The sequence below is a fragment of the Paraburkholderia youngii genome (assembly GCF_013366925.1).
Lineage (GTDB): Bacteria > Pseudomonadota > Gammaproteobacteria > Burkholderiales > Burkholderiaceae > Paraburkholderia > Paraburkholderia youngii.
The window spans coordinates 6655893-6669492 of the sequence record NZ_JAALDK010000001.1; the positions used below are offsets into that span (position 1 = coordinate 6655893).

Consider the following 13600-nt stretch of genomic DNA (forward strand, 5'->3'; position numbering starts at 1 on the left):
AAATGGCCAAGGGTAAGTTTGAGCGGACCAAGCCGCACGTGAACGTGGGCACGATCGGTCACGTTGACCACGGCAAGACCACGCTGACGGCAGCGATCACGACGGTTCTGACGCAGAAGTTTGGCGGCGAAGCGAAGGCGTACGACCAGATCGACGCGGCGCCGGAAGAAAAGGCGCGCGGCATTACCATCAACACCGCGCACGTCGAGTACGAAACGGCTAACCGCCACTACGCACACGTTGACTGCCCGGGCCATGCTGACTACGTGAAGAACATGATCACGGGTGCGGCGCAGATGGACGGCGCGATCCTGGTGTGCTCGGCTGCTGACGGCCCGATGCCGCAAACGCGTGAGCACATCCTGCTGGCGCGTCAGGTTGGCGTTCCGTACATCATCGTGTTCCTGAACAAGTGCGACATGGTGGACGACGCTGAGCTGCTGGAGCTCGTCGAGATGGAAGTTCGCGAACTTCTGTCGAAGTACGACTTCCCGGGCGACGACACGCCGATCATCAAGGGTTCGGCCAAGCTCGCGCTGGAAGGCGACAAGGGCGAGCTGGGCGAAGTGGCGATCATGAACCTGGCCGACGCGCTGGACACGTACATCCCGACGCCGGAGCGCGCGGTTGACGGTTCGTTCCTGATGCCGGTGGAAGACGTGTTCTCGATCTCGGGTCGTGGCACGGTGGTGACGGGCCGCGTCGAGCGTGGCGTGATCAAGGTCGGCGAGGAAATCGAGATCGTCGGTATCCGTGCAACGGCCAAGACGACCTGCACGGGCGTGGAAATGTTCCGCAAGCTGCTCGATCAGGGTCAGGCTGGCGACAACGTTGGTATCCTGCTGCGCGGCACGAAGCGTGAAGACGTGGAGCGTGGCCAGGTTCTGGCCAAGCCGGGTTCGATCAACCCGCACACGCACTTCACGGCTGAAGTGTACGTGCTGAGCAAGGACGAAGGCGGCCGTCACACGCCGTTCTTCAACAACTACCGTCCGCAGTTCTACTTCCGTACGACGGACGTGACGGGCTCGATCGAGCTGCCGAAGGACAAGGAAATGGTGATGCCGGGCGACAACGTGTCGATTACGGTGAAGCTGATCAACCCGATCGCGATGGAAGAAGGCCTCCGCTTCGCAATCCGCGAAGGTGGCCGTACGGTCGGCGCTGGTGTCGTCGCAAAGATCATCGAGTAACGCCAGACAGTTCTCGATAATCGGTTGTATCGGGGTTGGCGGCGTCGTCAACCCCAAATGGTTTAGGGGTATAGCTCAACTGGCAGAGCGTCGGTCTCCAAAACCGAAGGTTGGGGGTTCGATTCCCTCTGCCCCTGCCAACTATCGCGTCGTAGTGGCGCTTCGTTAAGGTGTTATGGCGAATCCTTCCGTCGAAACTGTAAATACATCCGGCGACAAGATGATGTTGATCGCCGGTGTGTTGCTGGTCTTGGCCGGGTTCGTGGGGTTCTTCTGGCTTAGTGGCCAGGAATGGTACATCCGCGGAGCTGCCTTGGCCATTGGTGCGATCGCGGGTGTCGCAGTCGGGCTTCTCTCGGCGCCGGGCAAGGGTTTCATCGCTTTCGCCAAAGACTCGTATAAAGAAGTCCGTAAGGTCGTTTGGCCGACTCGCAAAGAAGCCACGCAAACGACGCTTGTAGTGTTCGGCTTCGTAGTCGTGATGGCCATCTTTCTCTGGGTTTGTGATAAATCCATCGAGTGGGCGATTTTCTCGGCGATTCTGGGTTGGAAATGATATGAGTGATACTCCGGCATCCCCGAGTGGCAAGCGTTGGTACGTGGTGCACGCATACTCAGGTATGGAGAAGAGTGTGCAGCGAGCGCTCCAGGAGCGCATCGAGCGGGCTGGCATGCAGGATCAGTTCGGGCAGATCCTCGTTCCCACAGAAGAAGTTGTTGAGGTAAAGGGTGGTCACAAATCAGTGACGGAACGTCGTTTTTTCCCCGGCTACGTTTTAGTCGAGATGGAAATGACAGATGAAACGTGGCACCTCGTGAAGAACACGGCGAAGGTGACCGGTTTTGTAGGCGGGGCGCGCAACCGCCCGAGTCCGATTTCCCCTCGGGAAGTTGAAAAAATCATGTCGCAGATGCAGGAGGGCGTGGAGAAGCCGCGTCCGAAGACCCTGTTCGAAGTAGGCGAGATGGTGCGGGTAAAAGAAGGCCCGTTCACAGATTTCAACGGCAGCGTCGAAGAAGTGAACTACGAAAAGTCGCGAGTCCGTGTTTCCGTTACGATCTTCGGCCGGGCAACGCCGGTCGAGTTGGAATTCGGTCAGGTCGAAAAGTTGTAGTCCAAGTTTTACGGAGCGCATCGCTGGGTGCGTTCCGTCTTTCGCGCTTACGGTCCGCGTAATGGCCGTTGAGGAGCGTAATTAGCCAACTGTCGGCGAACACGCGCTACTACTCACTGAGCGTCCGCAAGTAGGTCGGCGGTCCAAAGAGGTTCTCGAAATGGCAAAGAAAATTATCGGCTTTATCAAGCTGCAGATTCCTGCAGGTAAAGCCAACCCGTCGCCGCCGGTTGGTCCGGCACTGGGTCAGCGCGGCCTGAACATCATGGAGTTCTGCAAGGCGTTCAACGCGCAGACTCAAGCAATGGAGCCGGGTCTGCCGATTCCTGTCGTGATCACGGCATTCGCAGACAAGAGCTTCACGTTCGTTCTGAAGACGCCGCCGGCAACGGTTCTGATTAAGAAGGCAGCGAAGCTCGACAAGGGTTCGAGCAAGCCGCACACCGACAAGGTCGGCAAGATCACCCGCGCTCAAGCCGAAGATATCGCCAAGACCAAGATGCCCGATCTGACGGCTGCTGATCTGGATGCAGCGGTTCGTACAATCGCTGGTAGCGCCCGCTCGATGGGCATCACCGTGGAGGGCGTGTAAATGGCTAAGCTTTCGAAGCGTCTGCAAGCATTTGCAGCCAAAGTGGATCGTCAGAAGCTGTATCCGATTGAGGATGCTCTGTCGCTCGTGAAGGAATGTGCAAGCGCGAAGTTTGACGAGTCGATCGACGTCGCCGTGCAACTCGGCATCGACGCAAAGAAGTCGGATCAAGTGGTTCGTGGGTCGGTCGTGTTGCCGGCTGGCACGGGTAAGTCGGTGCGCGTCGCTGTGTTCGCGCAGGGGGACAAGGCTGAGCAGGCTCGTGCCGCTGGTGCTGACGTCGTCGGTATGGAAGACCTGGCTGAACAGGTCAAGGCCGGCAACCTGAACTTCGACATCGTAATCGCTTCGCCGGACACGATGCGTATTGTCGGTACGCTCGGTCAGATCCTGGGGCCGCGCGGCCTGATGCCGAACCCGAAGGTTGGCACGGTAACCCCGGACGTCGCGACTGCGGTCAAGAACGCCAAGGCGGGTCAGGTGCAATTCCGTGTCGACAAGGCCGGTATCATCCACGCAACGATCGGCCGTGCTTCGTTCGAACCGGCAGCCCTGCGCAACAACCTGAACGCGCTGATCGAAGCGCTGCAAAAGGCGAAGCCGGCAACGAGCAAGGGCGTGTACCTCCGCAAGGTCGCGCTGTCGAGCACGATGGGCGTGGGCGTTCGCGTCGACCAGACGTCGATCACTGCACAGTAATGAATTTGGCCGCTCTGGTGCGAATCGGGGCGGTTTTTAAGGGCTTTGGGCGGTTGCGAGGTGGCAGTCTGCATTGCGCAACCGGTTGTCAAAGACCGTTGGCGGGCACGCAGCAGGCGGGCGAGTCCTTAATGTAAGGCCAACGCAGATGGCGAACCCGAAAAGGTTTTGTAGTGATGAAGCCGTCCGATGTCCGTAGGAATGCGGGCTTAGGACGGTCGAAATACTCCTGACTGGTCGGACGCCGTTATTGAACGCGGTACACAAGGCGCACGCTGCGTGTATCGAATCTGGAGGTTAACCGTGCCACTCAACAAAGAAAGCAAGCAGGCCGTCGTCGCTGAGGTTGCCGCGCAAGTCGCGAAAGCTCAGACCGTGGTTCTGGCTGAGTATCGTGGAATCGCGGTTGGCGATCTGACCAAGCTGCGCGCGAAAGCGCGCGAGCAACAGGTTTACCTTCGCGTGTTGAAGAACACGCTGGCGCGTCGCGCCGTCGAGGGTACCCCGTTTGCTCCGCTGGCAGAGCAGATGACTGGCCCTCTGATCTACGGCATCTCGGAAGATGCAATTGCTGCTGCTAAGGTCGTCAATGACTTCAGCAAGGGCAATGACAAGTTGGTCATCAAGGCTGGTTCCTACGAAGGCAAGGTGATGGACAAGGCTGGCGTGCAAGCGCTGGCAAACATCCCGAGCCGCGAGGAACTGCTCTCCAAGCTGTTGTTCGTTATGCAGGCACCTGTTTCGGGCTTTGCGCGTGCTCTGGCCGCGCTGGCAGAAAAGAAACAAGGCGAAGAAACCGCTGCGTAATGCACTTCAGTCGAGCGTAATTGATCGCTGGCTGTATCCGAATTCAATTTAGGAGTATTTCAAATGGCAATCGCAAAAGAAGACATCCTCGAAGCCGTAGGCTCGATGTCGGTTCTGGAACTGAACGAGCTGGTTAAGGCGTTCGAAGAAAAGTTTGGCGTGTCGGCAGCTGCTGTTGCAGTGGCAGGCCCGGCAGGCGCAGGCGGCGGCGCTGCTGCTGCTGAAGAGCAGACCGAATTCACGGTCATTCTGGCTGAAACCGGTGCAAACAAGGTTTCCGTCATTAAGGCTGTTCGCGAACTGACGGGTCTCGGCCTGAAGGAAGCGAAGGATCTCGTCGACGGCGCACCGAAGCCCGTTAAGGAAGCGGTGCCCAAGGCTGCAGCTGAAGAAGCCAAGAAGAAGCTGGAAGAAGCCGGCGCGAAGGTTGAAATCAAGTAAGTTTCAACGCGCTGTGCGAAGGCTGGCGGTTTTTCACCGCCGGCCTTTTTGTGCTTTGTGGGGGCTGCGTTTTTGCAGGTGTATGCCGGCAAGGGCGTAATCCCCAGAAGCCAAAGAAAATCGCCAATCGGTAACATTGACCGGCGCTTCTCTTTGTCTTCTGAAGCGACTGCAGAAGGCAAGTTTGGTCGGGCAGCGGGCAACACAGGCATCCGCTGCCGTCAGCCAGCGGTTGGTAGCGGCCAACCACCAAGCTTCTAGGCTCGTTCAAGCCATCGGACGGCCATCGGGTCTCAGTCGGTGAACACTCGGGTTGTCTCATCAAGGTATCCTGCCTCGACAACTATGCCCGCCGTGATTCGGAGATCGTATGCAATATTCCTTCACCGAGAAGAAGCGCATTCGCAAGAGTTTTGCGAAGCGCCCCATCGTTCACCAAGTACCTTTCCTGCTGGCTACCCAGCTTGAATCATTCAGCACGTTTCTGCAAGCAGATACGTCGTCTACGCAACGCAAGCCGGAAGGCCTGCAGGCAGCGTTTACTTCCGTTTTTCCGATCGTTTCGCATAACGGCTTCGCGCGTCTCGAGTTCGTCAGCTACATGCTGTCGCCGCCGGCATTCAACATCAAGGAATGCCAGCAGCGCGGTCTGACGTACTGCTCGGCGCTGCGCGCTAAGGTGCGTCTGGTGCTGCTCGACAAGGAATCGCCGAGCAAGCCGGTCGTCAAGGAAGTGAAGGAACAGGAAGTATACATGGGCGAAATCCCGCTCATGACGCCGACCGGTTCGTTCGTCATCAATGGCACGGAACGTGTAATCGTTTCGCAGTTGCACCGTTCGCCGGGCGTGTTCTTCGAACACGACAAAGGCAAGACGCATAGCTCGGGCAAGCTGCTGTTCTCGGCACGTATCATTCCTTACCGCGGCTCGTGGCTCGACTTCGAATTCGACCCGAAGGACGTGCTCTACTTCCGCGTCGACCGTCGTCGCAAGATGCCGGTCACGATCCTGCTGAAGGCAATCGGCCTGACGCCCGAACAGATCCTCGCAAATTTCTTCGTGTTCGACAATTTCACGCTGATGCCGGAAGGCGCGCAGATGGAATTCGTGCCGGAGCGTCTGCGTGGTGAAGTCGCGCGCTTCGATATCACGGACCGCGACGGCAACGTGATCGTCCAGAAGGACAAGCGGATCAACGCGAAGCACATTCGCGACCTCGATAACGCGAAGACCAAGTTCATCTCGGTGCCGGAAGACTATCTGCTCGGCCGTGTGCTCGCGAAGAACGTGATCGACGGCGATACCGGCGAAGTCATCTCGAACGCGAACGACGAAATCACCGAGTCCGTGCTCGAGAAGCTGCGTGAGGCGAAGATCAAGGACATCCAGACGCTCTACACGAACGATCTGGACCAGGGTCCGTATATCTCGTCGACGCTGCGTATCGACGAAACGGCCGACAAGATGGCCGCGCGCATTGCGATCTACCGCATGATGCGCCCGGGCGAGCCGCCGACCGAAGAAGCGGTCGAGGCACTGTTCAACCGTCTGTTCTACAGCGAAGAAGCATACGACCTGTCGAAGGTGGGTCGTATGAAGTTCAATCGCCGGGTCGGCCGCGACGAAATCGTCGGTCCGATGACGCTGCAGGACGACGACATCCTCGCGACGATCAAGATCCTTGTCGAGCTGCGCAACGGCAAGGGTGAAGTCGACGACATCGACCACCTCGGCAACCGTCGTGTGCGTTGCGTCGGCGAACTCGCGGAGAACCAGTTCCGCGCGGGTCTCGTCCGTGTCGAACGTGCCGTGAAGGAACGCCTCGGCCAGGCCGAAAGCGAAAACCTGATGCCGCACGACCTGATCAACTCGAAGCCGATTTCGTCGGCAATCCGCGAGTTCTTCGGTTCGTCGCAGCTGTCGCAGTTCATGGACCAGACCAACCCGCTGTCGGAAATCACGCACAAGCGTCGTGTTTCCGCGCTGGGCCCGGGCGGTCTGACGCGTGAGCGCGCCGGCTTCGAAGTCCGCGACGTGCATCCGACCCACTACGGCCGCGTGTGCCCGATCGAAACGCCGGAAGGTCCGAACATCGGTCTGATCAACTCGCTCGCTCTGTACGCGCACCTGAACGAATACGGCTTCCTCGAAACGCCGTATCGCAAGGTTGCGGACGGCAAGGTGACCGACCAGATCGACTACCTGTCTGCGATCGAAGAAGGCCGTTACGTGATTGCTCAGGCGAACGCGGCGGTGGCTGACGACGGCACGCTGACCGACGAGCTCGTGTCGTCGCGTGAAGCTGGCGAAACGCTGATGGTCACGCCGGACCGGATCCAGTACATGGACGTGGCACCGTCGCAGATCGTGTCGGTCGCAGCTTCGCTGATTCCGTTCCTCGAGCACGACGACGCGAACCGCGCATTGATGGGCTCGAACATGCAGCGTCAGGCTGTGCCGTGTCTGCGTCCGGAAAAGCCGGTCGTTGGTACGGGCATCGAGCGCACCGTGGCGGTCGACTCGGGCACGACGGTTCAGGCACTGCGTGGCGGTGTGGTCGATTACGTCGACGCGGGCCGTATCGTGATTCGCGTGAACGACGACGAAGCGGTCGCAGGTGAAGTCGGTGTCGACATTTACAACCTGATCAAGTACACGCGTTCGAACCAGAACACGAACATCAACCAGCGTCCGATCGTGAAGATGGGCGACAAGGTTGCGCGAGGTGACGTGCTGGCTGACGGCGCATCAACCGATCTGGGCGAGCTCGCGCTCGGCCAGAACATGCTGATCGCGTTCATGCCGTGGAACGGCTACAACTTCGAAGACTCGATCCTGATCTCGGAGAAGGTGGTTGCGGACGATCGTTACACGTCGATCCACATCGAAGAACTGAATGTCGTTGCTCGCGACACGAAGCTCGGACCGGAAGAAATCACGCGCGACATCTCGAACCTCGCGGAAGTGCAGCTTGGCCGTCTCGACGAGTCGGGCATCGTGTACATCGGCGCGGAAGTCGAAGCGGGCGACGTGCTGGTCGGCAAGGTCACGCCGAAGGGCGAAACCCAGCTGACGCCGGAAGAAAAGCTGCTGCGCGCGATCTTCGGTGAGAAGGCATCTGACGTGAAGGACACGTCGCTGCGTGTGCCGTCGGGCATGAGCGGTACCGTGATCGACGTTCAAGTGTTCACCCGTGAAGGCATCCAGCGCGACAAGCGCGCCCAACAGATCATCGACGATGAACTGAAGCGCTATCGCCTCGACCTGAACGACCAGCTGCGTATCGTGGAAGGCGATGCGTTCCAGCGTCTCGCGCGAATGCTCGAAGGCAAGGTTGCGAACGGCGGTCCGAAGAAGCTCGCGAAGGGCACGAAGATCGAGCGCGCTTACCTCGAAGATCTGGACCACTACCACTGGTTCGACATCCGCCTCGCGGATGAAGAAGCAGCGGCCCAGCTCGAAGCGATCAAGAACTCGATCGAAGAGAAGCGTCACCAGTTCGACCTCGCGTTCGAAGAAAAGCGCAAGAAGCTCACCCAGGGCGACGAACTGCCGCCGGGCGTGCTGAAGATGGTCAAGGTGTATCTGGCAGTGAAGCGCCGTCTGCAACCTGGCGACAAGATGGCAGGCCGTCACGGTAACAAGGGTGTCGTGTCGAAGATCGTGCCGATCGAAGACATGCCGTACATGGCCGACGGCCGTCCGGCTGACGTCGTTCTGAACCCGCTCGGCGTGCCGTCGCGGATGAACGTGGGTCAGGTTCTCGAAGTGCATCTGGGTTGGGCCGCGAAGGGTCTCGGCTGGCGTATCGGCGAAATGCTGCAGCGTCAGGCGAAGATCGCTGAACTGCGCGAATTCCTGATCAAGATCTACAACGAATCGGGCCGCGCCGAAGAGCTGGACAGCTTTAGCGACGACGAAATCCTCGAACTGGCGAAGAATTTGCGCGAAGGTGTGCCGTTTGCAACGCCGGTGTTCGACGGTGCGACGGAAGAAGAAATGTCGCGCGCGTTGGATCTGGCGTTCCCGGACGAGATCGCTGAGAACCTCGGCATGACGCCGTCGAAGAACCAGGTGCGTCTGTTTGACGGCCGCACGGGCGAGATGTTCGAACGTACGGTGACGGTCGGCTACATGCACTACCTGAAGCTGCACCACCTGGTCGACGACAAGATGCACGCGCGTTCCACGGGTCCGTACTCGCTCGTGACGCAGCAGCCGTTGGGCGGTAAGGCGCAGTTCGGTGGCCAGCGTTTCGGTGAAATGGAAGTGTGGGCGCTCGAAGCGTACGGCGCATCGTACGTGCTGCAGGAAATGCTGACGGTGAAGTCGGACGACGTGACGGGCCGGACCAAGGTTTACGAGAACCTGGTCAAGGGCGATCACGTGATCGATGCCGGCATGCCTGAGTCGTTCAACGTGTTGGTGAAGGAAATCCGGTCGCTGGGTATCGACATCGACCTGGACCGGAACTAATCGGACTACTGGAGAGAAGCGATGAAAGCTTTGCTCGATCTATTCAAGCAAGTCCAACAACCTGAAGTTTTTGACGCGATCAAGATCGGTCTGGCCTCGCCGGACAAGATCCGTTCGTGGTCGTTCGGTGAAGTCAAAAAGCCGGAAACCATCAACTACCGCACGTTCAAGCCGGAGCGCGATGGTCTGTTCTGCGCGAAGATTTTCGGTCCGATCAAGGACTACGAATGCCTTTGCGGCAAGTACAAGCGCCTGAAGCACCGCGGCGTGATCTGCGAGAAGTGCGGCGTCGAAGTGACGCTTGCGAAGGTGCGTCGCGAGCGCATGGGCCACATTGAACTGGCCTCGCCGGTTGCGCACATCTGGTTTCTGAAGTCGCTGCCGTCGCGTCTGGGCATGGTGCTCGACATGACGCTGCGCGACATCGAGCGCGTGCTGTACTTCGAAGCATACGTGGTGATCGATCCGGGCATGACGCCGCTCAAAGCGCGGCAGATCATGACCGAAGAGGATTACTACAACAAGGTCGAGGAATACGGCGACGAATTCCGTGCCGAAATGGGCGCGGAAGGTATTCGCGAGCTGCTGCGCGCGATCAACATCGACGAGCAGGTCGAAATGCTGCGCACGGAGCTGCGCAACACCGGCTCGGAAGCGAAGATCAAGAAGTACGCGAAGCGCCTGAAGGTGCTCGAGGCATTCCAGCGTTCGGGCATCAAGCCGGACTGGATGGTCCTCGAAGTGCTGCCGGTGCTGCCGCCGGAACTGCGTCCGCTGGTGCCGCTCGACGGCGGCCGTTTCGCGACGTCGGACCTGAATGACCTGTATCGCCGCGTGATCAACCGTAACAACCGGTTGAAGCGTCTGCTCGAGCTGAAGGCGCCTGAGATCATCGTCCGCAACGAAAAGCGGATGCTGCAGGAAGCCGTCGACTCGCTGCTCGACAACGGCCGTCGCGGCAAGGCGATGACCGGCGCGAACAAGCGTCCGCTGAAGTCGCTCGCAGACATGATCAAGGGTAAGGGCGGTCGCTTCCGTCAAAACCTGCTCGGTAAGCGCGTCGACTACTCGGGCCGTTCGGTGATCGTGGTCGGCCCGACGCTGAAGCTGCATCAGTGCGGTCTGCCGAAGCTGATGGCGCTCGAACTGTTCAAGCCGTTCATCTTCAACAAGCTCGAAGTGATGGGTGTCGCTACCACCATCAAGGCTGCGAAGAAGGAAGTCGAGAACCAGACGCCGGTGGTGTGGGACATCCTCGAAGAGGTGATCCGCGAACATCCGGTCATGCTGAACCGCGCGCCGACGCTGCACCGTCTCGGCATCCAGGCTTTCGAGCCGGTGCTGATCGAAGGTAAGGCAATCCAGCTGCACCCGCTCGTCTGCGCGGCGTTCAACGCCGACTTCGACGGTGACCAGATGGCCGTTCACGTGCCGCTGTCGCTCGAAGCGCAGATGGAAGCGCGCACGCTGATGCTCGCGTCGAACAACGTGCTATTCCCGGCCAACGGCGATCCGTCGATCGTGCCGTCGCAGGACATCGTGCTCGGCCTGTACTACGCGACGCGCGAAGCGGTGAACGGCAAGGGCGAAGGCCTGACGTTCACGGGCGTGTCGGAAGTGCTGCGCGCGTACGAGAACAAGGAAGTCGAGCTGGCCTCGCGCGTCAACGTGCGGATCACCGAAATGGTCCACAACGAAGACAAGTCGGAAGGCGCGCCGGCGTTCGTGCCGAAGATCACGCTGTACGCAACCACGGTCGGCCGTTCGATCCTGTCGGAAATTCTGCCGCCGGGTCTGCCGTTCTCGGTGCTGAACAAGCCGCTGAAGAAGAAGGAAATCTCGCGTCTGATCAACACCGCGTTCCGCAAGTGCGGTCTGCGTGAGACGGTGATTTTCGCCGACCAGCTGATGCAGTCGGGCTTCCGCCTGGCAACGCGCGCTGGTATTTCGATCTGCGTCGACGACATGCTCGTGCCGCCGCAGAAGGAAACCATCGTCGGCGACGCCGCGAAGAAGGTGAAGGAATACGACCGTCAGTACATGTCGGGTCTCGTCACCGCGCAGGAACGCTACAACAACGTGGTCGACATCTGGTCGGCGACGTCGGAAGCGGTCGGCAAGGCGATGATGGAGCAGCTGTCGACGGAACCGGTCACGGACCGTGACGGCAACCAGACGCGTCAGGAGTCGTTCAACTCCATCTACATGATGGCGGACTCGGGCGCTCGTGGTTCCGCGGTTCAGATCCGTCAGCTGGCTGGTATGCGCGGCCTGATGGCGAAGCCGGACGGCTCGATCATCGAGACGCCGATTACGGCGAACTTCCGCGAAGGTCTGAACGTGTTGCAGTACTTCATCTCGACCCACGGCGCACGTAAGGGTCTGGCTGATACGGCACTGAAGACCGCTAACTCGGGTTACCTGACGCGTCGTCTGGTCGACGTGACGCAGGATCTGGTCGTCGTCGAGGAAGATTGCGGCACGTCGAACGGCGTGGCGATGAAGGCGCTCGTGGAAGGCGGTGAAGTGGTCGAAGCACTGCGTGACCGTATTCTGGGTCGCGTGGCGGTGGCTGACATCGTCAACCCGGAATCGCAGGAAACGCTGTTCGAAGCGGGCACGCTGCTCGACGAAGACGCGGTCGAAGATATCGAACGCCTCGGCATCGACGAAGTGCGCGTGCGCACGCCGCTCACCTGCGAAACCCGTTATGGTCTGTGCGCGGCCTGCTACGGGCGCGACCTCGGCCGCGGCTCGCTGGTGAACGTCGGCGAAGCGGTCGGCGTGATCGCAGCGCAGTCGATCGGTGAACCGGGCACGCAGCTCACGATGCGTACGTTCCACATCGGTGGCGCGGCGTCGCGTGCGGCGGTGGCTTCGTCGGTCGAAGCGAAGTCGAACGGTACGGTGCGTTTCACGTCGACGATGCGCTACGTTACGAATGCGAAGGGCGAGCAGATCGTCATCTCGCGTTCGGGCGAAGCGATGATCACCGACGATCACGGCCGCGAGCGCGAGCGTCACAAGGTGCCGTACGGCGCCACGCTGCTGCAGCTCGACGGCGCGCAGATCAAGGCCGGCACGCAACTGGCCACGTGGGATCCGATGACGCGTCCGATCATCACCGAGTACGGTGGTACGGTGAAGTTCGAGAACGTCGAGGAAGGCGTGACGGTCGCGAAGCAGATCGACGATGTGACGGGGCTGTCCACGCTCGTCGTGATCGACGTGAAGCGTCGTGGTTCGCAGGCGTCCAAGACGGTGCGTCCGCAGGTCAAGCTGCTTGATGCGAACGGCGAGGAAGTGAAGATCCCGAACACCGAGCACTCGGTGCAGATCGGCTTCCAGGTCGGCGCGCTGATCACCGTGAAGGACGGTCAGCAGGTGCAGGTTGGTGAAGTGCTTGCACGTATCCCGACCGAATCGCAGAAGACGCGCGACATTACCGGTGGTCTGCCGCGTGTGGCGGAACTGTTCGAAGCACGTTCGCCGAAGGATGCAGGTATCCTGGCGGAAGTCACGGGTACGACGTCGTTCGGTAAGGACACGAAGGGCAAGCAGCGTCTCGTTATCACGGACCTCGAGGGCAACCAGCACGAGTTCCTGATCGCGAAGGAAAAGCAGGTTCTGGTGCACGATGGTCAGGTCGTCAACAAGGGCGAAATGATCGTCGACGGACCGGCGGATCCGCACGACATCCTGCGTCTGCAGGGCGTCGAGGCGCTGTCGCGTTACATCGTGGACGAAGTGCAGGACGTGTACCGTCTGCAAGGCGTGAAGATCAACGACAAGCACATCGAAGTGATCGTGCGTCAGATGCTGCGCCGCGTGCAGATCACGGACAACGGCGATACGCGTTTCATCCCGGGCGAACAGGTCGAGCGGTCGGACATGCTCGACGAGAACGACCGTATGATCGCGGAAGACAAGCGTCCGGCAACGTACGAAAACGTGCTGCTCGGTATCACGAAGGCGTCGCTGTCGACCGATTCGTTCATCTCCGCGGCGTCGTTCCAGGAAACGACCCGCGTGCTGACCGAAGCGGCGATCATGGGCAAGCGCGACGACCTGCGTGGCCTGAAGGAAAACGTGATCGTCGGCCGTCTGATTCCGGCCGGTACCGGTCTCGCGTTCCACAAGGCGCGCAAGAGCAAGGAACTGGCCGACCGCGAGCGTTTCGATCAGATCGCAGCGGAAGAGTCGTTCGAATTCGGTACGCCGGAAGCCCCGGCTGCCGAACAGCAGCACTCGGGCGAGTAAGCGCTGGCGGCGCAAG

General features: G+C 59.9%; 9 protein-coding genes and 1 tRNA gene. All 10 read left to right on the top strand.

Annotation, left to right across the window (positions count from 1 at the left end):
* Positions 1-2 precede the first annotated feature (2 nt).
* The 10 genes from tuf (at position 3) to rpoC (ending at position 13584) form a co-directional block, all read left to right on the top strand.
* Positions 3-1193: an elongation factor Tu gene (tuf, locus tag G5S42_RS30355; RefSeq protein ID WP_013090760.1), complete on the top strand. Its 1191-nt coding sequence runs from the start codon at positions 3-5 to the stop codon at positions 1191-1193.
* Positions 1194-1257: 64 nt separating this feature from the next.
* Positions 1258-1333, top strand: a tRNA-Trp gene (locus tag G5S42_RS30360).
* 35 nt (positions 1334-1368) lie between these two features.
* Positions 1369-1749, top strand: a complete 381-nt coding sequence (gene secE / locus G5S42_RS30365) for a preprotein translocase subunit SecE (RefSeq protein ID WP_176110091.1) — start codon at positions 1369-1371, stop codon at positions 1747-1749.
* 1 nt (position 1750) lies between these two features.
* Complete coding sequence (gene nusG, locus G5S42_RS30370) at positions 1751-2308, top strand: transcription termination/antitermination protein NusG (RefSeq protein ID WP_075303275.1); 558 nt, start codon at positions 1751-1753, stop codon at positions 2306-2308.
* A gap of 160 nt (positions 2309-2468) precedes the next feature.
* Complete coding sequence (gene rplK, locus G5S42_RS30375) at positions 2469-2900, top strand: 50S ribosomal protein L11 (protein ID WP_008922976.1); 432 nt, start codon at positions 2469-2471, stop codon at positions 2898-2900.
* A complete protein-coding gene (gene rplA, locus G5S42_RS30380) occupies positions 2901-3599 on the top strand; it encodes a 50S ribosomal protein L1 (RefSeq protein ID WP_176110092.1) in 699 nt (232 codons plus the stop codon).
* A gap of 303 nt (positions 3600-3902) precedes the next feature.
* Positions 3903-4406 (top strand): 50S ribosomal protein L10, encoded by a 504-nt coding sequence (rplJ, locus tag G5S42_RS30385; RefSeq protein WP_176110093.1) that lies wholly within the window; start codon positions 3903-3905, stop codon positions 4404-4406.
* A gap of 63 nt (positions 4407-4469) precedes the next feature.
* Complete coding sequence (gene rplL, locus G5S42_RS30390; protein WP_167045402.1) at positions 4470-4847, top strand: 50S ribosomal protein L7/L12; 378 nt, start codon at positions 4470-4472, stop codon at positions 4845-4847.
* Between the two features lie 370 nt (positions 4848-5217).
* Positions 5218-9324, top strand: a complete 4107-nt coding sequence (gene rpoB, locus G5S42_RS30395) for a DNA-directed RNA polymerase subunit beta (RefSeq protein WP_176110094.1) — start codon at positions 5218-5220, stop codon at positions 9322-9324.
* A 21-nt stretch (positions 9325-9345) separates the two neighbouring features.
* Positions 9346-13584: a DNA-directed RNA polymerase subunit beta' gene (gene rpoC, locus G5S42_RS30400; RefSeq protein WP_176110095.1), complete on the top strand. Its 4239-nt coding sequence runs from the start codon at positions 9346-9348 to the stop codon at positions 13582-13584.
* Positions 13585-13600 lie beyond the last annotated feature (16 nt).

What these genes read in the sequence shown, in the direction of transcription:
- tuf (WP_013090760.1), top strand. Translation starts at nt 3, where the DNA reads ATGGCCAAGGGTAAGTTTGAGCGGACCAAGCCGCACGTGAACGTGGGC.
- secE (WP_176110091.1), top strand. Translation starts at nt 1,369, where the DNA reads ATGGCGAATCCTTCCGTCGAAACTGTAAATACATCCGGCGACAAGATG.
- nusG (WP_075303275.1), top strand. Translation starts at nt 1,751, where the DNA reads ATGAGTGATACTCCGGCATCCCCGAGTGGCAAGCGTTGGTACGTGGTG.
- rplK (WP_008922976.1), top strand. Translation starts at nt 2,469, where the DNA reads ATGGCAAAGAAAATTATCGGCTTTATCAAGCTGCAGATTCCTGCAGGT.
- rplA (WP_176110092.1), top strand. Translation starts at nt 2,901, where the DNA reads ATGGCTAAGCTTTCGAAGCGTCTGCAAGCATTTGCAGCCAAAGTGGAT.
- rplL (WP_167045402.1), top strand. Translation starts at nt 4,470, where the DNA reads ATGGCAATCGCAAAAGAAGACATCCTCGAAGCCGTAGGCTCGATGTCG.
- rpoB (WP_176110094.1), top strand. Translation starts at nt 5,218, where the DNA reads ATGCAATATTCCTTCACCGAGAAGAAGCGCATTCGCAAGAGTTTTGCG.
- rpoC (WP_176110095.1), top strand. Translation starts at nt 9,346, where the DNA reads ATGAAAGCTTTGCTCGATCTATTCAAGCAAGTCCAACAACCTGAAGTT.